This is a genomic window from Fusibacter paucivorans, assembly GCF_018390735.1.
In the GTDB taxonomy this organism is placed as follows: Bacteria; Bacillota; Clostridia; order Peptostreptococcales; family Acidaminobacteraceae; genus Fusibacter; species Fusibacter paucivorans.
In genome coordinates this window covers 66,713-86,651 of the sequence record NZ_JAHBCL010000023.1, presented here as the reverse complement: position 1 = coordinate 86,651, position 19,939 = coordinate 66,713, and the positions used below count along the sequence as shown (strand labels likewise).

19 protein-coding genes, 1 pseudogene and 1 riboswitch are annotated in these 19,939 nt (G+C 38.3%); of the genes and pseudogenes, 15 read left to right on the top strand and 5 right to left on the bottom strand.

Going from position 1 to position 19,939, the window contains the following annotated elements; all coding sequences use genetic code 11:
• Together KHM83_RS13480 and KHM83_RS13475 are read left to right on the top strand one after the other, a co-directional pair.
• Positions 1-184 (top strand): hypothetical protein (locus KHM83_RS13480; RefSeq protein ID WP_213237549.1); only part of this gene is annotated, 184 nt, incomplete at its 5' end.
• Positions 185-479: 295 nt separating this feature from the next.
• On the top strand, positions 480-1,196 hold the full coding sequence (locus KHM83_RS13475; RefSeq protein WP_213237548.1) for a stalk domain-containing protein: 717 nt from the start codon (positions 480-482) through the stop codon (positions 1,194-1,196).
• A 319-nt stretch (positions 1,197-1,515) separates the two neighbouring features.
• Here KHM83_RS13475 and KHM83_RS20035 read toward each other — a convergent pair whose 3' ends face one another.
• Together KHM83_RS20035 and KHM83_RS13465 are read right to left on the bottom strand one after the other, a co-directional pair.
• Positions 1,516-1,617, bottom strand: a complete 102-nt coding sequence (locus KHM83_RS20035; protein ID WP_425513875.1) for an IS3 family transposase — start codon at positions 1,615-1,617, stop codon at positions 1,516-1,518.
• A 96-nt stretch (positions 1,618-1,713) separates the two neighbouring features.
• Positions 1,714-2,766, bottom strand: a pseudogene (locus tag KHM83_RS13465) (IS30 family transposase).
• Positions 2,767-3,069: 303 nt separating this feature from the next.
• Here KHM83_RS13465 and KHM83_RS13460 point away from each other — a divergent pair.
• From KHM83_RS13460 to KHM83_RS13435, 6 genes are all read left to right on the top strand, one after another.
• Positions 3,070-3,939, top strand: coding sequence for an ArsR/SmtB family transcription factor (locus tag KHM83_RS13460; protein WP_213237547.1), 870 nt, complete (start codon positions 3,070-3,072; stop codon positions 3,937-3,939).
• 313 nt (positions 3,940-4,252) lie between these two features.
• Positions 4,253-5,038: an ABC transporter ATP-binding protein gene (locus KHM83_RS13455; RefSeq protein ID WP_213237546.1), complete on the top strand. Its 786-nt coding sequence runs from the start codon at positions 4,253-4,255 to the stop codon at positions 5,036-5,038.
• On the top strand, positions 5,038-5,823 hold the full coding sequence (locus KHM83_RS13450) for an ABC transporter permease (RefSeq protein WP_213237545.1): 786 nt from the start codon (positions 5,038-5,040) through the stop codon (positions 5,821-5,823). The genes KHM83_RS13455 and KHM83_RS13450 overlap by 1 nt, the downstream gene beginning before the upstream one ends.
• Positions 5,820-6,599, top strand: coding sequence for an ABC transporter permease (locus KHM83_RS13445; RefSeq protein WP_213237544.1), 780 nt, complete (start codon positions 5,820-5,822; stop codon positions 6,597-6,599). Before KHM83_RS13450 ends, KHM83_RS13445 begins: the two co-directional genes overlap by 4 nt.
• Before the next feature lie 410 nt (positions 6,600-7,009).
• Positions 7,010-7,267 (top strand): hypothetical protein, encoded by a 258-nt coding sequence (locus KHM83_RS13440; protein ID WP_213237543.1) that lies wholly within the window; start codon positions 7,010-7,012, stop codon positions 7,265-7,267.
• A 372-nt stretch (positions 7,268-7,639) separates the two neighbouring features.
• Positions 7,640-8,722 carry a GGDEF domain-containing protein gene (locus KHM83_RS13435; protein WP_213237542.1) on the top strand — a complete coding sequence of 361 codons (1,083 nt, stop codon included), beginning with the start codon at positions 7,640-7,642 and terminating at the stop codon, positions 8,720-8,722.
• 89 nt (positions 8,723-8,811) lie between these two features.
• On the opposite strand, the gene KHM83_RS13430 is transcribed toward KHM83_RS13435, so the two are convergent.
• From KHM83_RS13430 to KHM83_RS13420, 3 genes are all read right to left on the bottom strand, one after another.
• Positions 8,812-9,105: a DUF4491 family protein gene (locus KHM83_RS13430; RefSeq protein WP_213237541.1), complete on the bottom strand. Its 294-nt coding sequence runs from the start codon at positions 9,103-9,105 to the stop codon at positions 8,812-8,814.
• A gap of 198 nt (positions 9,106-9,303) precedes the next feature.
• Entirely contained in the window at positions 9,304-10,755 is a 1,452-nt protein-coding gene (gene panF, locus KHM83_RS13425; protein ID WP_213237540.1) for a sodium/pantothenate symporter, read from the bottom strand.
• Positions 10,748-11,026 (bottom strand): YhdT family protein, encoded by a 279-nt coding sequence (locus KHM83_RS13420; RefSeq protein ID WP_213237539.1) that lies wholly within the window; start codon positions 11,024-11,026, stop codon positions 10,748-10,750. Before KHM83_RS13420 ends, panF begins: the two co-directional genes overlap by 8 nt.
• Positions 11,027-11,762: 736 nt before the next feature.
• On the opposite strand from KHM83_RS13420, the gene KHM83_RS13415 reads away from it, so the two are divergent.
• The 7 genes from KHM83_RS13415 to KHM83_RS13385 form a co-directional block, all read left to right on the top strand.
• Positions 11,763-12,632, top strand: coding sequence for an isocitrate lyase/PEP mutase family protein (locus KHM83_RS13415; RefSeq protein ID WP_213237538.1), 870 nt, complete (start codon positions 11,763-11,765; stop codon positions 12,630-12,632).
• Positions 12,633-12,666: 34 nt separating this feature from the next.
• Complete coding sequence (locus KHM83_RS13410) at positions 12,667-14,124, top strand: transporter permease (RefSeq protein ID WP_213237537.1); 1,458 nt, start codon at positions 12,667-12,669, stop codon at positions 14,122-14,124.
• 316 nt (positions 14,125-14,440) lie between these two features.
• Positions 14,441-14,992 carry a helix-turn-helix domain-containing protein gene (locus tag KHM83_RS13405; protein ID WP_213237536.1) on the top strand — a complete coding sequence of 184 codons (552 nt, stop codon included), beginning with the start codon at positions 14,441-14,443 and terminating at the stop codon, positions 14,990-14,992.
• A gap of 220 nt (positions 14,993-15,212) precedes the next feature.
• Positions 15,213-15,431 (top strand): AbrB/MazE/SpoVT family DNA-binding domain-containing protein, encoded by a 219-nt coding sequence (locus tag KHM83_RS13400; RefSeq protein WP_213237552.1) that lies wholly within the window; start codon positions 15,213-15,215, stop codon positions 15,429-15,431.
• A 41-nt stretch (positions 15,432-15,472) separates the two neighbouring features.
• A complete protein-coding gene (locus tag KHM83_RS13395) occupies positions 15,473-16,546 on the top strand; it encodes an alpha/beta fold hydrolase (protein ID WP_246543098.1) in 1,074 nt (357 codons plus the stop codon).
• A gap of 531 nt (positions 16,547-17,077) precedes the next feature.
• Positions 17,078-17,232, top strand: a riboswitch (cobalamin riboswitch).
• A gap of 394 nt (positions 17,233-17,626) precedes the next feature.
• On the top strand, positions 17,627-18,226 hold the full coding sequence (locus tag KHM83_RS13390) for a hypothetical protein (RefSeq protein WP_213237535.1): 600 nt from the start codon (positions 17,627-17,629) through the stop codon (positions 18,224-18,226).
• 120 nt (positions 18,227-18,346) lie between these two features.
• Positions 18,347-19,939: leucine-rich repeat protein (locus KHM83_RS13385; RefSeq protein WP_213237534.1), on the top strand; the 1,593-nt coding region annotated here is incomplete at its 3' end.

Below are 19,939 nucleotides of genomic sequence, written 5' to 3'. Positions count from 1 at the left end.
TCAATACATATATGCTACATGTATTGTAACAAATGACTACGGCAAAACAAGTGATCTATTTCATCGTGGCATTGACAAAGACAAAGAGCAAGGCAAAGTCAAATCACGTGGGCTAAAACAGTATCCGATTCCGCATTATCACTTGAACATCCTGAAATCAAAAGCATTAGAACTAAAACAATAAGTGATATGTTTCGTATTTTCGCCATAAGCTCCCCCTTGTTTTCATTTTTTAATTTTTAGAGTATAATTCCCCCTACAATACACATCTTCCAGATTTGTGGATTATGACTTTCAATATCAGTATAGAATTTTATGTTGCAAATGGCAAGAAATTGGTAATGAAATGTAAAATGATGAGAACAAGTAACGAAATTATACAGTATCGAACAAAATATAGAAAAAACAATATAAAATGTAATTGACTGGTAATTCAACAAATGTTAGGATATTGTTATAAAATTAAAAGGAGATTACATATGAAAAAAGCAATATTTGCAGTAATGGCCGCAGTAGTATTGGTATTTGCATCGTACTCGATAGGAGCATCAACGCAAACGCCGGTTACCGCATATTTATCCCCAGATGTTAATGTAGTAGTAAATGGCACTAAATTACAGAGTGTTGATGATTTAGGGAACACAAGCTATCCTATTTTGTATAATGGTTCTACTTATTTGCCTGCAAAAAAAATCGCAGAAGCCATTGGTATGGAAATTTCATGGGATGCAACGACTTCGTCTATTATTTTGACTGGGGGAGACTCGAGCACATTAAACACTGAGCAAGATTGGAGTTTTATGCCTACTTTAGCGCCTAATCAGGAATATTCTAATTTGCAACCACCAACAGATATCGTAGCTTTGAAATATAATGGGATGAATTCAAACGAAAATATTTACAAGCTTGAGTATTCTTACAATAAAGATGGTGAAATATTAAAATGTACAAATTATTTAATTATACCTGATAATATGATGGATGAAACAACATTAGAATTGGATTATGATAATTCGCTCAGCTTTTGTCCCAAAGTGAAATATAGTACTAGCTATTCGTTTAACTTTGAATTAATTGATGAATATGGAAAAGTGGATTCATGCTATGCGTATACACTCACAAATGGCTTTACAAATGGAAACGTTATTGAAGCAACAATATATGATGAATTTAATACTGCAGTCTTGAAGTTTTAATATGGAGAGGGAGAAGAAAATAGGAAGAATTATAAGTATCAGGAGCAAAGACAATATTACAAAGTTGGATTTGGACAACAAAATTATTATGCTAAATTCAAGAAAAAAGTGTATAGTCTGTAGGAAAAATGATAATTTGAAGATGATTAAAGGTTGGTTATTATGTCATAAATGCGTAAATGAAAAAAATATAAGAAAGTATATAAATTTATCCCAGAGTGAACTGCTTTCTGCCACCAGACGAAAACTGGTGGCAGTTTTATGCTTACAATATATACTGTTTATGTCTTTCCATCGGGATTAATACACCAAGATGTCTTTATAATTGTTTATTATTGTAATACTCCATATAACTTTCAATCATGTTTACAAGTGATGTATGACTTGTAAATCTTTTGCCATAATAACGTTCTCTTTTTATAATTCTCCAGCACCTGTAAGTAACAGTGTTAAAATACCAATAAGTAATGGTCCTAAATTACAATAATAAATTGAACTAGTTTTTTTAAGATTGAATTTATAAACATGAATATATGATATCAAGCGCTTCATCGAAGAGTTCTTCCGGTGATCTGTAACCAAGAATTTTTCTTGGAAGTTGATTGCACCAGTCTTCTATAAAAGCGATATCTTCGATAGCAAACTCTGATACTTGGGCACCTTTAGGTATAAACCTTCTGATCAAACCATTATGGCGTTCATTGGTACCACGTTCATGAGATGAATAGGGATGTGCAAAGTAGACCTTTGTCTCCGTATCTTTCTCAAGTGTTGATAATTCAGCAAACTCTAACCCATTATCGCTTGTGATTGTTTTGAATACTTGGCTGAATTTAGAGCCGAAATGTGCTTTGATTTCTTCAAGTCCCTTTTTTACAGCATCAGAAGTCTTGGATGGAATCAATTTAATAATGGTATTTCGTGTTTGGCGTTCTGTGATCGTCAGAAGGACATTGTCTTCTTTTGATTTTAAACCCCTAACGGTATCGATTTCTCAATGTCCAAATTCTTCTCTGCTTTCAATAGATGCAGGACGATCATCTATACTTGCGCCTAGTTTCATCTTATGTCGGCGAATACGTTTAGGCTTGGTGTTCCTGCGTAGTTTTAATGGTAAATCCAGATTGGTAAGTTCAAGCAAGCCCAGATCAATGTAGTGATACATTGTTTTGGTGCAAACGGTGTCTTCTCGGCGGTATTTACCACTTTTAATTGTAAAGCCAACCGCTGCATCTACAGACCAGTTCTTAGCAGTCATCTCTTCACAGATGTGTTCGATAAAAGCGGCGCATATGAAACGCTTAAATTTACGCCCACAATGCTTGCGATTGCGCTTATAGTTTGCTTCGCCAGCATCGGCTAGATAGACCATTACCTTTTTATTTTGAATAATTTGAGGCACTGTGCCACGTTTTATTTCGTTAATAATCGTGTTGATGGGGCGTCCAAGTTCCTTTGCGATACGGTACGCAGTAAAACCATCTTTAAGACACAGTTGAATGACAACGCGTTCTTCAAAATTTAGGTGTTTTTGTTTGCGTGAATTTGTGGTAATGTTAGGGTGATCCATAGTGATTATCCTCTCTGTCAAGTTTGTTTTGTGGTGATTCAATCTTAACATAGGAAAATCTCTATGGATTTTTTATTTAGTTCAATTTGATTTTACAATGAAGCGCTTTTTTCTTGCTATTCCTATTTGTAAAGGGGAATCGAACCCCGAAAGATTCGCGATACAGAAGCCATTAATAATTACGGGACATGGCATTAAATAACCTCACATTCAAGTGGTCAACACAGGCTTGTATTGATTTTAAACTGGGAAACGATATAATGGAATTGGTATTAAGTAAGGAAATTGAATTTGGTGAGGTCTATGAAAAAACAATACACGGTTTCCGTTGAATCTAATTTATATCTTGAAACAATTTTTCATATTGAGGATAATAATCCCATGTTTTCAGATCAGTTGAGAGCAACTTTATCTGAAAATGAGCGGTCTGTTTTAACCAAAATGCAAAATGATAAATCGTTTTCACACTCAGAATTTATTGTATTCTCAGATAAAAAGGACTTTGATTCTGTCGTGGATTTTATCAGAAATTTGGATATAAGAGAATACGCTTATTACTGTAATCATGAAAACACCCCTCTAGAAGCATTTCAATCAATTGATGAAGAGGATTGGATCAATGCGCGTGATGGTGCGATTGCCATTATTAATAGCGCCAAAATACTTCTGAATTTTGACGATAGTGTCTATGAAGAAAAAATCAATCAGATTAGTGACGATTTTCAAGAATTGAGTCCACTTAATATCGCGCAGAAGATAATGGGTAAAAAGTTTCGAAGAATTTCTGATTACAAGTATTATTACTTTGTTCCAATCGTCTCCATTGAAAAATCGATGAGACTATTTAACGACGATGAACTTTGGACCATTTTCCCTAATCATCTGAAAGCCGAAGCATTGACAATAGAGCAGATCGAAAAAATCATGAAAGTGATGAGTGACAGCACGAGACTCAAGATCATCAAAATGCTGAGTCATGAATCCCTCTATGGCAAAGAAATTGCTGAAAGACTTGGACTAAAGGCGCCTACAGTAACGCATCACATTATGCAGCTCATAGACGTTGGCCTTTTAAGTGTGGAACAAGTGGCACAAATAAAATATTTTTCACTCAACCAAATCAATTATGATACCTTTATAGAGGCGTTGAATGCATACAGAAACACGCTTTAATGTCTTCACAAATTTGATGATAAGAAACCAATTTGGTTTGACAAAAAGTACAAAACTGAACCCCCGACCTTCTCTCGTATATCGACATACGATGTGAATGTTGGGGGTTTTATTTTGCTTAATAGTGATTCTGTCGGCATTGTTATAGTTGGCTGATCAAAATGAGATTGACCAAATCTATATTAGATGATAATATAATATGAAACAATTGACATCTAATATATATTATATAATTATCTAATGACAAATGTGAATAGCTAATAACTAATAACTTAATAACGATGGTTAATATCAACGATAAGGAGGTCATTAAATGATAGAGGTGCTAAATGTAAGTAGGTCTTTTACCACAAAGAAAGGAATCATCCATAGAAAAACAGAAACGATGAAAGCGGTAAATAATATCAGTTTTTCAGTCAATCAAGGTGAAATTTTTGGCCTATTAGGTCCGAATGGTGCAGGGAAAACGACAACCATCAAAATGCTGACGACGCTGTTGACGCCGAATGAAGGTAAAATAACCATTCTAGGATATGATACGGTAAAAAGAGCCAAAGAAGTTCAAAAGAGAATCAACTTTATCTATGGCGGGGAGAGAAGTTTGTACTGGCGCCTTACTGCAAAAGATAATTTAATTTACTTTGCGGATTTATACAACATTGAATACAAACAGATGCAATCAAGGGTTCAGGGTTTGTTAAAACTGGTTGGATTAGAAAAATATGCAGACAAAAAAGTAGAAACATTTTCAAAGGGGATGAAGCAACGGCTTCAAATAGCGAGAGCTTTAATCAATGATCCTGAAATTGTCTTCATGGATGAGCCCACGATTGGCTTGGATCCTGCGGCAACGCATCTGCTTCATGAGATTATACTCGACTTAAAGACGCGAGGTAAAACCATTATTTTAACGACGCACTACATGAAAGAAGCGGAAGAACTTTGCGACAGGATTGCTTTTATCAAACAAGGTGAAATCGTCGATATTCAGTCGCCATCAGCTCATATTAATACAGCCGCTAAAAACAGCGGCAAGGCGATAAAAAGTATTGAAGATGTCTATATGCATTATTTTGGCGCTGAAAGGGGTGTTGAGTGATGAAGCCCATTTTAAGGATTGTGTACAGTTCCATGAAAATTCAGATGAAGCAAACCTTTGCAAGAGAAATGTTCAGATATATTGTGATTATCTTTCCGCTTTTTACGGGTCTTTTGATGGGATTTGTGTATATGGATAAATCCACTGCGGACTTTGTCTCTTATGCCATGGTAGGAACAGCGACAATGACGATGTGGTCGAGTATTGCATTTTCTTCGGCAAGCGATGTGCAAAGGGAACGGTTTATGGGAGCACTGGCGCAGATATTCAATACACCTGAAAAGTTTTATTATATAATGCTGGGAAAAGTGCTCGGTAATACGCTTTTAGGCGCTGTCTCCATGGTGATTAGTTTCATATTTGTCGGCGCCGTATTCAAGGTTCCGATTAACATTGTGAATGTGCCTGTATTTTTGGCAGTGTTTTTCATTAGCGTTGTATCCTATATGATGATCGCCATGATGTTGTCCGGTGTGCTGGCCGTTTCGAGACAAGCAAGAACACTGATGAACAGTATGGACTATATCATTTTCCTATTGACTGGGAGCGCGTTCCCAATCACGGTTTTGCCGATTTATTTAAGGTTCTTTTCATATGCTTTAAGCCCGACCTATGCAATCAAGCTGTTGCGACTTGCCATTACCGGCTCGGTTAACACCAGTGCGTTTTATTTGTACTTTGTTGGACTCATTATGACGACGGTGTTATACTTTGTCGTCTCTTTAGGCTTATACCGTACGATCGAATTAAGAGCCAGAGTAAACGCTACATTGGAGGTCATATGATGGGTAGAATATTTAGACAGGCTTTTTTGTCATACAAGGCAATGTACAGCTATGTTAATCCGACGGTGTTTTTTCTAATGATGATTTTGAATCCCACTTTGCAGCTTGCTTTTTTTGCGTTTATGGTTAAATTTGCGTATGGCAGTAAAGATATTTCGCCTTGGATCATCGGTAATGCTTTTTTACTCGCCAGTTCAAATGCCATTTTTATCATTGGAACATTGGCGGTTGATGAAAGAAGGGCTGGCACACTCATGGTTGTTATGGGTTCTCCTGTGAATAAATTCAGACTGTTCATCTCTCGCAGTATGTTTCATATTATAGATATAGGAATCAGAGTAGTGATTGGATTTGTGATAGGTACTTTATTCTTTGACTTTCCAATTTCAGAAATCTCTATTTTCAAACTGTTTTTATCAATCGGTTCCGGCATGTTAAGCGGACTGGGATTTGGATTGTTAATCGGCAGCTTTGCACTGATTATTACCGATATGAATATGTTTTTAAATACGATGGAGCAAGTGCTGATTCTTTTCACGGGAGCTGTTTTTTCGGTTTCTAAATTGCCAACGGAACTACGTTGGATTTCCGAAATCGTTCCTTTGAGAAGAAGCATCGAAGCATCACGGCTATTGTTGGGAATAGATCAAAGCAATTTCTATCATTTAATCGGCGATGAAATCCTCATTTCCATGATCATGATGATTCTTGGCTATATCGCGTTTGAGATTTGCAGTTACTTGGCCCGGAAAAATGCGTCTATTGACTTATACTAATGAATAGTTTAAATTGTGCTATGTGCTATGTGCTATGTGCTATGTGCTATGTGCTATGTGCTATGTGCTATGTGCTATGTGCTATGTGGGATGGGATCACCATCACCTTTTTTATCGGGACATAGGGGAAAATTAAGAAAGATAGGTCACGGTAAAATAAATCATTAAAGGGTGTTTAAGCTAACAGATGCTGTGTTATAAATAATATGAGATTGTATTCTTTAAATAAGCCCTAAATGAGTATTGTTTAAATGATAAGCTTTTCATGACAATCTGTATTTTTTTGCAAGACGAAACCGCAATAAATTGTCGTGAAAGATAATGAAAAGCGATTATGCAATTTCCTTAAGGATTAAGAAGAAGTGTTGATAACAAATTTGAAAATGCTGCGAGAGGCATAAGGAGGCAATATGTCGAGGATTATATTGGGCATTAAAGTGGATTCAAGACGTGATGATGCGACGAGTGTACAAGCGCTGTTAACTGAATACGGCTGTTTTATCAAAACGCGATTAGGCTTACATAACGCATCAGATGAACGGACAATGTGCAGTGAAGATGGTTTGATTTTACTTGAATTTATTCTTAACGCGGATCAAGAAGCTTTAGAGCTTGAGCAAAAGCTCGAAGCACTAGGCAGTGTGCACGTTCGAAAAATGGTGTTCTAAAGGAATTTTACATGAAGATGATAAAGTAGCGCTATGCAGGCGCTACTTTGATATTGTCTATAGAAAATGTCTGCCGTATTGAACATACTGTGGATATTTTTTTGTTTTTGAGGAAATTAAGGGAAAATACATAGGCTTTAGCGTTTTTCAAAGCATAATTGTTGACGTCAATGTTTGAAGCAGAAAATTGCTTCAAGTGATTGGTGATGCAAGAGATGGCATAATTGGTGATGAAAGAAGTGGCATAATTGATGATGTAAGAAGTGGCATAAAATGATAAAATTGGTGTATAAGAAAATGGGTTAGAAAATCATATTGAAGCGTTAGGACATCAATTTCACCATAAAAAAACGGATCGCCAAGGTGACTTTTATGAAAAAGTGGTTTGAAGATAAATTGAAGATATTGCCGCTGGAAATGAAAATAGCAGTATTTGCCGGTATTGGCGGCATTATATTTTCTATATTTACAACGATTGGCAACATTTTGCTCAACCTAGGGATAAGCATGGTATTCATTACGATTGCGACGGGGATCGTCGGTGCCATGGTCGTTTATTTTGCCCTGTTTAAAAATGCCTATAAATGGCCTTCGTATCTCATTCTATTAACGCTGATTCTAATTATATATCCCCTAATGTGGCTCAACAATGCCGGCAGTTATGGCAACATAGCATTTTTTATGATCTTTAATGCCGTGTTTTGCTCACTGCTGCTTCGTCATTTAAATTATAAAATAATTTTGACTTTACAAATCCTTGTATTCTATGCATTGCTGTATGTTGAATACTTATATCCTGAAATGATTGTTCCTTATCCAAATGCAACCACAAGGCTTATTGATATGGGGTTTGCATTTACGCTGGTATTTTTATTGACGTTCTTTCTGGTCTATAAAATAATTCATGAATACCATGAGAACATGGTTGAACTGGAAACGGTAAAAAAAGAACTGATGGAGATGAACAGTAAATTGCAAGTGATTTCTGAAACGGATGAACTAACGGGCATTTGTAATCGTCGATATGTGATGCATCGATTGGAAAGCGTGTTGACTTCAAATCGTACTGATTCGATTGTCATCATTATGATGGATATTGACCATTTTAAATCAATTAATGATACCTATGGCCATCATATGGGAGATGAAGTCTTAAAACGGATATCACAAGAAATGGGGAAATATATTCAAAATGATGATACTTTAGGGAGGATTGGAGGCGAGGAATTTCTTATTGTTCTAAACGGCGCGTCGTTAACAGAAGGTTTTGAAATTGCTGAAGCAATCAGGGAGGCAATTGCGCATATCAATTGGGCGATAAAAGAGATGCATGTAACCATTAGCGGTGGCGTCTATCAGTATAAAGACGGGGAGAGCCTGGATAGATGCATTGATCAAGCAGACAAATTGTTATATCAAGCAAAGCATTCAGGCAGAAATAAAATAGTCAAGTAAAGTTTTCACGCTGGGGAACGCCAGTTGACCTCTTTTCATTAATGTATGGATGAGCATGTTTTGTCGATGAGAAGAATAAAAGTCATGCGTTACTTTTTCTTGTTTGGATTGGCAGGGAACCAACCTTTAAGCACTCTTTGTTCTTGCTCAATGATTTCATGAATGCTCCATAGACTCGAAAAGCCTAAAATACCTAGAATTGTTGAGAGCAGGTTAATGGTTACAAGTAATGATGCAAGGATACAGACAAGTCCGAACACTAAAAAGATCGGCCAGACTCTTTTGCCAAAATAGTATTCGGTTTTTATGACAATTGGATGAAAAATGCCAATAATTAGAAAAGCAGATAACCCGATTATAAGTCCGTTAAACGTTAATGCCATGGTCGTTTCCTCCTATACCAACAGATAGCCTTTATAGGCTGTGTTCTTAAGTCCTCGTTTTATGCCATGATTAGTAAGCTGCCACTTAATGATACTCATTATATCAGATGGATGATTTTAATCATAATCCTTTGTGTTAAAAAAAGGGAATCCACCAACTCCGTGGAGTCCCTTTTTTGCGTAAATCATGTAAGAAAATTATTCTTCCCAAAATAATTTGATGGTTGCTTCAGAATTTTTTCTGCCAAATAACGAGCCGATGACAAACGCGATTAGAGCAATGATTAGGGTAGGAACGATCTGATGCATGCCAAAGGGCTTGATCGAATAGATTGTAAAGATAAAGAAGGAACCAATTCCCAAGATAATTGACAGCATTGCGCCGTCAGCATTTGCCTTCTTCCAGTATAAACCGAGAATCGTTGGCCAGAAAAAGGCTGCTTCAAGACCACCAAAAGCAAATAAGTTAATCCATACAATGATGGATGGCGGGTTAATTGCGAAAATAAAAACAATGAGCCCAATAATACCAGTCGTAATAAAACTAATACGATTTAAATGCTTTTCTTGAACCTTCCCTTTACCATAATTTAAATAGAGGTCTTTTATAATTGAGGCAGAAGCGAGAATAAGCATCGAATCTACAGTTGACATAATGGCAGCTAATGGCCCGGCGATGAAGATACCGGCCAGAACTGGCGACAGTATTTGCACTGTGATACCGGGAATGGCGCCATCGCCTGATAAACCGGGTACAACGTATGCACCTAGAGCGCCGACGAGATGCATGCCTAGCATTAAGAATCCAACGACGACCGTGCCAATGACCATGGCATTATGCAGTGACTTGGAATCTTTGAATCCCATGCACCTTATCGTGGTTTGAGGGAGACCGAGAACAGCAAAACCTACGAGAACCCAAAAAGAGAGGATAAAGGGAATGGAAACAGCACCGCCGGCTGTTGGCGTGAGTGCATTTGGATTCGTTTCAATCATTTTAGCCGTGATATTTTCGACGCCGCCACCTGCGTTGACAATTGCAACTAGCAGGAATGTTGTGGCGAGAATCATGACAACACCTTGGATAGCATCGGTAATGGCAACGGCTTTAAAACCGCCAATCGTCGTATAGAGGATAACGGAAATACCAAAGATGATGAGACCGGTAACGTAAGAGTATCCCGTAACGGCTTCGAACAGCTTTGCGCCGCCAATAAACTGGGCGACCATTGCCGCCGAGAAGAAAACAATCATTGCAATGGACGTTGTGATGGCGATGAAATGGTTATCATAGCGCGCTTTTAAATAGTCTGTTACAGTTACGGCATTTATTTTTCTCGATATTATGGCAAATTTTTTGCCTAAGACGCCAAGGGTAAGGAATGCTGTCGGGACTTGTATCATGGAGAGCAGGATCCATGCATAGCCTGTAGAATAAGCGACACCGGGGCCGCCAACAAAGCTGCTTGCGCTGGAATAAGTGGCAATCAGTGTCATTGCAAGAACAAATCCACCCATTGACCTGCCGCCGATAAAGTATTCCTCCATAAAATTGCCATTGTCTGAAGACCGTGAATTGGTATAAATCGCGATGCCAAACATGAGCAGAAGATAAAGGATCATTGGTATGAGAATCATCATGTTACCCATTGTTTTTATCCTCCCCGTTATTGTCATCAAAATCAATGTCTTTAAAGTATTTTTTCACTACAAATGCGAGCAGCGCTGAAATGACAACATAGCCAAGGATGCAGCTATAAAAGAACCATGCGGGGAAGCCAAGAATGTAAGTATACTCAGATATATCCCTTAAGCCAAGTCCGTAAGCAAAGGCAAACCACCAGATGAAAAAGAATACGTAGAGGCCGACTGTTATCTTGGCCTCTTTGTTAATCTGCCTGTTTTTCTCTTTGAAATTCATATGCACACTCCCCAGTTTAGATTCAATAAGGCAATAAAAAAGATGTCGATAGCACTCTATAGAGTTTCACCACACCTGCATTGGATCGCTATAAAAATGATCTGCTCATTAACCCTAAAAAGGATCAAATTATGACATCAGTGTACTGTTATCTATACAGTCACTAAGGATATACCCATTGACTAATAAACGCATGCAATCGTTAAAATTTAAATTTAATGATTGTGATTGCCCGTCATTGCCCATGATAAAGCAGATTGTCATAAAAAAACGAGAAGCTTGCAGGTATGATTCTAAAAGATATCATCCAGTGGTATGATACCATAGTTTATTGTACGTTTCAACGTGCGATATAACGCAGCGTTTATTACGACTTTTGCAAATGAGATGTATTATAAAACTGAAATTACAATTTAGGGATGTTTGGTGAATTGAGAAAAGTAAAGAACGAAAACAGTTTCAAAATATATACTGCACAAAAAAAAATGTGCAGTATATCGCTTGATAAAATATTTAATGTGCAGTATAATACATCATATCTGGTAATTGAGTCGTTATAGTGCAATATATATTACGCGCTAATATGAAATATGGATACATGACAACAGGGGAAGTTTTATATTGCACAATTTATTGGTGATACGAATGTTAAAAAGGAACATTGGATTACATCAATAAGATTAAACGCATTAAACCAGTAATAAATATATCATTATAACATTGGAGGGATTGTAAAATGCAAAAAAACGTAACACTTAGGAATCTTCTGGATAGAGAAGGCTTAATTGTCGCACCGGGGTGCCATGATGCCTTTGGCGCAAAAATTATAGAACATGTTGGTTTTAAAGTGGCCTATATGACGGGCAATGGTACATCTGCAAGTTTAATTGGAAAACCTGATCTCGGTTTGATCACCGCATCTGAAATGGCAATACATGCAAGAGGAATTGTCTCAGCTGTAAACATTCCGCTTATTTGTGACTGTGATAATGGTTATGGGGGCGTCAATAATGTCATTCGATCCGTGGAAGAATATGAAGCGGCTGGCGTATCCGCAATACACATAGAGGATCAGGGATTGCCTAAAAAATGTGCAGCACTGGGTGATATCAATTTTATTACTAAAGATGAACTTACTGAAAAAATAAGAGCGGCTGTACATGCGAGAAAAGATAAAAATTTTTCAATCATTGCACGTACAGATTGTCGAAGTGCCTTGGGATTAAAAGAAGCGATCAGTCGGGGACAGGCGTGTGCGAAAGCCGGCGCGGATATCGTTTATATCGAGTTGTTAGAGTCTATTGAAGAAATGAAAGAAGTTGTTAGAAGCATAGATGCCCCAGTTATGTTTGATATGCTTGAGCATTTCAGGATGCCTTATATCAATGTTAAGGAATTGGAGAATATTGGCTATAAATTAGTGGTTTTCCCGCTTTCGACGACACTGACATATGCAAAAAGTACGTTGGATTTGATGACTTCACTAAAGGAAACTGGTACGACAGAAGCATTTTTAGATAAAATGCTAAGTTTAAAAGAATATGAACACTTACTGGGCTACGACCTGATCGAACAGAGAGAACTCGCGATACAAAAACAATACTAAAAAAGAATAGACTCGTATGAAAGGAGAACTAGAAATGGGAAAGAACAAACGCATAATTACAATGGTGGTTGCTCTATTTTTCACATTTGTTTTTGGATACGTGTGCCCAACTTGGGGGACGGTTACCCCCATCGGTTTGAAAATTCTTGGTGCGCTACTTGGTTGGCTTGTTCTAGCTGCAAGTGGGTTCGGTTTGCTTGTTCCGAGTTTAATTGCACTAGTAGCAATGGCGCTTTCAGGCTATTATACGGCGACGGAGATTATTTCGAATGGAATTGGTTCCACGGTCAACATACTTGTCATTTTCATTTTTGTTTTAGTTGAGGTTTTTTCTTCTAGTAAAACGGCTGAATATATTGTTAGAGCCTTTCTCTCCAGAAAGTTTGTCAATGGACATCCTTATATGTTAACAGCTACTTTTTTAATAACGATGGTAGCATTGGGAACGATTGTAGGATCACTTGGCATTATTATGCTTGCGATTGTTTTGCTCGAAAACATTGTATCAATTGCAGGCATTAAGATGACAGATGACTGGGTTCGATTTTTACTGATTAGTATCGTTGCGCTTTCGGGGGTTACAGAACTTCTTTTTCCATTTAAACCTTTTGCGCAGATATTCATTGGCCTTTTTAACAGTTCGCTTTCAAATGTTGGCTATGCTGTTAATGAGGGGACGTATATGCTAACAGGCGTTATTGTTGCAGTGATAGCAATTATGCTGTTGATGCTTGAAGCACGATTTATATTTCACTTTGATTTTGAAAAGCTGAAAGCATTAGACACATCCGTGTTAAAAACAAATGAATTTACGAAAATGTCCAAGAAACAGGGAATTATTCTAATAACGGTACTTTTGTCATTTCTGTTTCCAACGATTATTATGCTTTTTCCAAAGGCTTCTACTGTCTATATGACTTTGAATGGTATTGGACAAACACTTTTTATGGCAGCTTGTGTTGCTTTTCTCAGCATCGTAAAGGTAGATGGCGAACCGATCATGTCACCAGCGAGAGTATTTGCTAAAGCGGTTAATTGGGATATTATTTTTGCAATTGCTTCAGTTAGTTTACTTGGCGGTGCGTTAGGTGCAGAAAACGCGGGTTTTACGCCTTGGCTGCTCGGAATTTTTACAGATTTGTTCAATCATATTAGTATTATTCCTATCATTATACTAACGGCGATCTTGTCTTGTTTCTTGACTCAAGTGTTCTCAAATTTGGCTACTGGGATGATTCTTTGCTCAGTTCTTGCACCATTGTCTATTTTGCTTTTTAATCGAGGAATCAATGTTTCGGTATTCCCGGCAATTATTGGTATTGGTGTGTGTGCAGCTTGTCTACTGCCTTCCAGCAGCGGTCAAGCAGCGATCATGCTGTCATCTGATATTTTTGAAAATGGCAGCAGCTGGGCATTAAAAAAGGGGGTATATGTTCTTGTCGCGGTGACAATTGCATGTATGTTATCTGGAACGATTGTATCCTGCATCTGATTGAACCGCAATTTTACAATAAAATTGGCGCTAAGCTAAATGAAAAGGCGATTAACTGCACACCAAAACGTTTGAGAAATGATGAGATGCATTCTTGACGTGAGGTGTGCAGTTTTTACATTTTTTATAAACTGCTTTCAAGAACAGAATGATCGCTTTAGATACGAAAAAATAAATTTTCAAGTCTTGAACAAGTAAAAATTCGGTTGTAGGACCTGTTTTCTTGACAAATAACGCCTATTCAGTAGATAATAATGAGAGGTACACAAGTGAGAAATTTTAATAGTGAGTGCATCATAGCAGAAAGGTTACGTAAATGGACATCGGAAATCAATTAAAGCAAAACAGAGAACAAAAGGGGTTATCTTTACGTGAAGTAGGTGAAATTTCAGGACTGTCAGCCAGTTTTATTGGTCAAGTAGAGCGTAATGAAACCAGTCCTTCTATGCGATCTCTGAAAAGTATAACAGATGCATTAGGTGTTAAGTTGGCAGATTTATTGATTTCCATGGAACCGCAACAAGAAACGCCTTCTCATGTCGTATCGATCAATAAACGACGAAAGGTTGAAAATTTATTTCCCGGTGTTGAAATGTATTATCTTACCCCAAAAGATAAAAAAGATTTCATGGTAGCGATCTTGTATGCAAAGCCGGGTTCATCTTCTGGGGATGATGATAGTATACATGAGGGGGAAGAGTTTGGCTATATCATTAGCGGCATGCTCAGATTTTGGGAAGATGGCAAGGAGTACATGCTTCGAGAAGGCGATAGTATCAGTTTAAGTTCTTCTGTTCCGCACAGATGGGAGAATGGAAGCGCCGCACCGTGTATTTCATTGTGGATGACAACGCCGCCGGCGTTTTAATGATTTGGCGTTTGAATTAAAGATAATTAAAATTCTGCGGGAATAGGATTCCGCAGGATTTTTTTTATAGAGCAATTGTCTATAGCTAGAATTGTTATCCAGATGAGCTAATTCCCTTATATATTAAAACATTAGCTAATCATTGTATTCATAGTTGACATATCAGTGAAACGGCAGTATGATTTGTATAACAAAACGAACTTTCGAAGGAGGGATTCATATAAAAAGTCCAAAGGGAAAATACGCATGGACAGTTACAGTTGGTGAAAAAGGTCAGTTTGTCATTCCAAAACAGGCCAGAGAAATTTTTGATATCAAGCCCGGAGATACACTGATTCTTCTGGGAGATGAAAAGCGTGGCATCGCGATACCGCCTAAGAGCAGTTTTGCTGAGTTTACTGCAAAGATTTTTGAGGATAAGGAAGATGACGATGATTAATGACATCAATAAAGCGCAAAACAGTGACGAAAGAGAAACATATGAACATGATTAAAAGAAAAGGCGGTAAATGGATGTTGTTTATCATCTTAGGATTGCTTACAGCAACATTATTCATAATCGGCATTTATATTTACAAATGCACACATTATTGGCAGCCATCCTATCGTGCAACAATGAATGCTGGTTTTGAAGAAAAGCAAGTGGTGTTGCCAGATGGCAGTATGATTAATTATTCAGAAGGGCCGGATCATGGTGAGCCACTGTTGTTGATTCACGGCCAGACTGGAAGTTGGAAGAGCTATACCAGTGTGTTGCCTGAATTGAGCAAGCATTGGCATGTATTTGCGGTAGACTGTTATGGTCATGGCAATTCTGCACATGATGCAGCAAAGTATTATCTCGATAAAAACAGCAATGATCTTATTTGGTTTATTGAACACATCATTGAGGAAAAAACCGTTGTTTCTGGGCATTCGTCAGGTGGTTTAATTGCTGCGTATGTTGCCGCGTACGGCGGTGATTACATCGCAGGTGCAGTATTGGAAGATCCGCCTGTTTTTTCAACAGAGCCTGACTATTTTAAAAAATCGTTTGCTTATGTAGATACTTATGAGGTTATGCACGCATTTAATCAGTTGGATCAACCAGAATGCTGGGAAGCTTATTATTTGCGAAATTGTTATTGGGGACAGCTCTATATGGCGAATGCAATGCCCGGCCTTGCAAATTACGCGGAACAGTATTCAATTCGGCATCCGGATAAACCTGTTCAATTTTTCTTTATGCCTCAATCCATTAATCTGACTTTTCAATACGTTGATCAGTATGATTTTGCCTTTGGCGAGCATTTTTATGATTACACATGGCATGCCGACATCCGTCATGAAACGCTAATGTCAGCTATTCACGTGCCAACATTTTTTATTCATGCAAAAGAGCAGTACTCACCGGATAATATTCTTATGGCGGCATCTTCAGATGCACAGGCACGCAAGGCCGTAGCGCTGATTGATGACTGCCAGCTGATAGAACTTGAATCCAATCACCTGATTCATTGGTATCATCCCGAAGTGTTTATAGATGCTGTGAACCGGTTTTTAGTTTCTGAATAGTGGAAAAAAATATGCAAAGTGATTATTTGTAGCTAGTTGATGATAATCGGGATTCCCATGAAGTAAAATACGTTCTTAATTCGTTGCTGATTTTGATATAGAGTGTGTTCGATTTTTCCGATGATCACGATGATCACATACAGAAAGAGAAATGCTGAGCCGTCAAGACGTGGAATATGAAATTCGGCATGCTCATTGTCTTTAATAAAGCCCGTTCGTATATAAAGAGAACTAATAGAATGTTTTAGAGTATTTTTTTAGGATCATATGGTATTTTATCATTTTTTTTACTTGCAGCTCTTGACAAAGCGATTAAGGACTGTATAATGAGGTTGTTATTAATGCTCAGATAAGTAAACGCTTTTTGATGCACGACTTTTCTATGAAGTGCATGCATGTCTATCGTATAAAAAGCAAGTTGTTTTACATATAGTGCACTACAAATGTTTAAATATGACAACTAAATAACGGCATTATTTCAATACGCTAACACTTGAAAAATACCAAGTTATGCGTTGCGACCCTAGTTGGGGAATCCGGTGAAAGTCCGGAGCGGTACCGCCGCTGTAAGTGCGTTGAGGCAATTGTTCGTGACGAAAGTCGGTCACTTTAGGTTTATACCTAGGGGAAGGCTGAACAATTGACGCAGACGATTTCGATCGTCCTAATCGCATAAGTCAGAAGACGGGTAATGCTTGTACAAAAGTAGAGAATGACGGGCATAAAAGGATTCGATGCTTTTGCAAACGGCGTAAAAACGGACGCAGTAAATGAAAATTTACTGCGTTTTTTTGTTGGCAAAAATACCGAGTAATTTTAATACAATTTCATAATCACATTGGGAGAGGATACCAGCTCAGAGAAGTGTGCTGAGAGATGAGCATGCCAAGGGCGGTCATACGCGGTCTGGATGAAAAAAGAGCGCAGGAGCCGGTACCAATTTGAGGTCAAAGTAGGATTTATACGAGGCTCAATATACCTTTTTATTTCAAGTAACAACAGGTATAGGAGCTTGGGTTAAATTACGGGTGCCCCGCCGTTTATCGAGGGTCAAAAAAATAATGCTTAGGAGGCAAGAACATGGCAAAATTCAAATCGCAACATCACAACAACTTATTTATTGGGGACAGAAGCAAGCTGGTTACAAAAGAAATCGCCCCAGTAAAAGCACTCGCAAACGATACAACGGATATTAATGTCAGATTGTATGTAGCACAGTACAATTTTATTGACACACATCTTTCAGGCAAAAGCATTCTGCTAGGCCAAGCGATGGATTTACCTACTGGTGATAACTATGTTGATCTTACCGTAGCGGCAGGCAGTACTTTTGAAGATGTTTTAGTTGCGGCTCACACAGCTGGTTTTCTTGATAATATTTCTATTACAAGTTATGGATCAATAGACTTTCTCAATAACTTTGAATACAAAAACACTACTTATGATGCCATTAACTCAAGCCAATACACCATGACGCCAGTGACGGGTACGACGCCTGAGACGGTTATTAGCGGCTATTGGGATGGCTGGTCACCAACGTACTTTGACGGAACCGATCGCCCACAGTCCATCTTAGCTTATCCAGAGCTTGCCATTAATCAATATCCGATACAACCGAAATCTGATGGCAGCAAACTCTACTTTGTCTTAGATTATACAAAGAGCGAAGCGACTTATTAATTTGTAAAACGATGCACCATTACATAAAACGAAGCGAGTATGCGCCCGCTTCGTTTTGACTCTTTTGCGAGGGCATTTAGGAAATGCAATCGTATGCGATTAAGGGAAAGGTAAGATTTTATGATGAAGAGATTACTATCGTTGTTTCTCGTATGGATGATGCTCGTGACGATGCTGCCCGTAACAGCGATGCCGACTTTTGCAGCACCTGTGACCGATGGTCGATACACGGTAGACGGCAATGTGTTAACCGGCATTACTGCGGAAGCATTAGATGCTGACGGCCACCTCGTGATTCCGGCGACAGTTACCGATGATGAAACGGGTAAAGCCGTGACAGTAACAACTGTTGCATCCTATGCGCCAGAAGCATCTATGCGTGAAACGATTAGGACGATAACGATAGAAGCAGGCAGCAGTATTACAGCCATTGAGAATAACGCGTTTGAAAATTTAGAAGCTCTGGAAGCAGTGGATTTAACGGGGCTTTCACAAAATGCGAAATTGGGAAAATGGGTATTTAAAAACTGCAATCATTTGAAAACAATTTTATTGCCGGAAGCAATCGGCAATATTGGCGATGGCGTTTTTCAAGCATGTACATCACTGGAGCGTGTAACGGTTTTGAATGACCAAATGACCTTTGGCACAAACGAATCCGGAACAGATACAACGATGTTTAGCAGTACGACACAAGCGATAAATTTGTATAGCACAGCACCCTCTACGGCAAAAGTCTTTGCCGACCAATTTGACAATGTAATATTTATAGACTTAAACGGTGGCAGTTCAGATCCTGTATCGAATAATGATAGCAAGACAGAATCTGACGATGATGGTGACGAAGCATCAGATGATATACGTGAAAAAGATATTGATACAGATGCAGATAACGAAGCAGAAGCGAGTGATACTAATGTAAAATCCGATGAAGACGTTGGTAAAGATGCCGATAATGGCACTGAGACGGAAGATCGTACAAAGCCAGATGCAGAGAATGATACAAAATTAGGGGAAGATATTGAGGAAGACGCTGGCAAAGACGTCAATGATGGCACTGAGGCGGAAGATCGTACAAAGCCAGATGCAGAGGATGATGCAAAATTAGGGGGAGATATTGAGGAAGACGCTGGTAAAGACGCCAATGATGGCACTGAGGTGGAAGATCATACAAAGCCAGATGCAGAGAATGATTCGAAATCTGGAGAGGATTCTGGGGAAAATGATGATTCAGGCTTAAGTGACGACAATGAAATGTATCGTGTCCTTAATGTAAGCGCTGATGAAGGTACGAGAAGCGCCGTGTCAACCTCGGCAACAAATGCTCAATACACAGTAGAAGACAATGTGTTGACGGTTATAAAAGCCTCGGCGCTGGATGGAGACGGCAACCTCGTGATCCCATCGACAGTTACCGATGCAGAAACAGGCAATGTTGCGACAGTAACAACTGTTAAATCGTACGCACCGGAAGAATCAATTCGCGATGCGGTTAAAACGATAAAACTAGAGTCAAACAGCAGTATTGTGTCTATTGAAAGCAACGCATTTAAAAGCCTAACGGCACTGGAAACAGTGGACTTGACAGGTTTGGCAGAAAATGCGACATTGGGAAACTGGGTATTTAGGAGCTGTATTGGTCTAAAAACAGTGATCTTGCCTGAAACGGTCAACAGTATTGGCAGAGGTGTTTATTACTTCTGTACATCACTT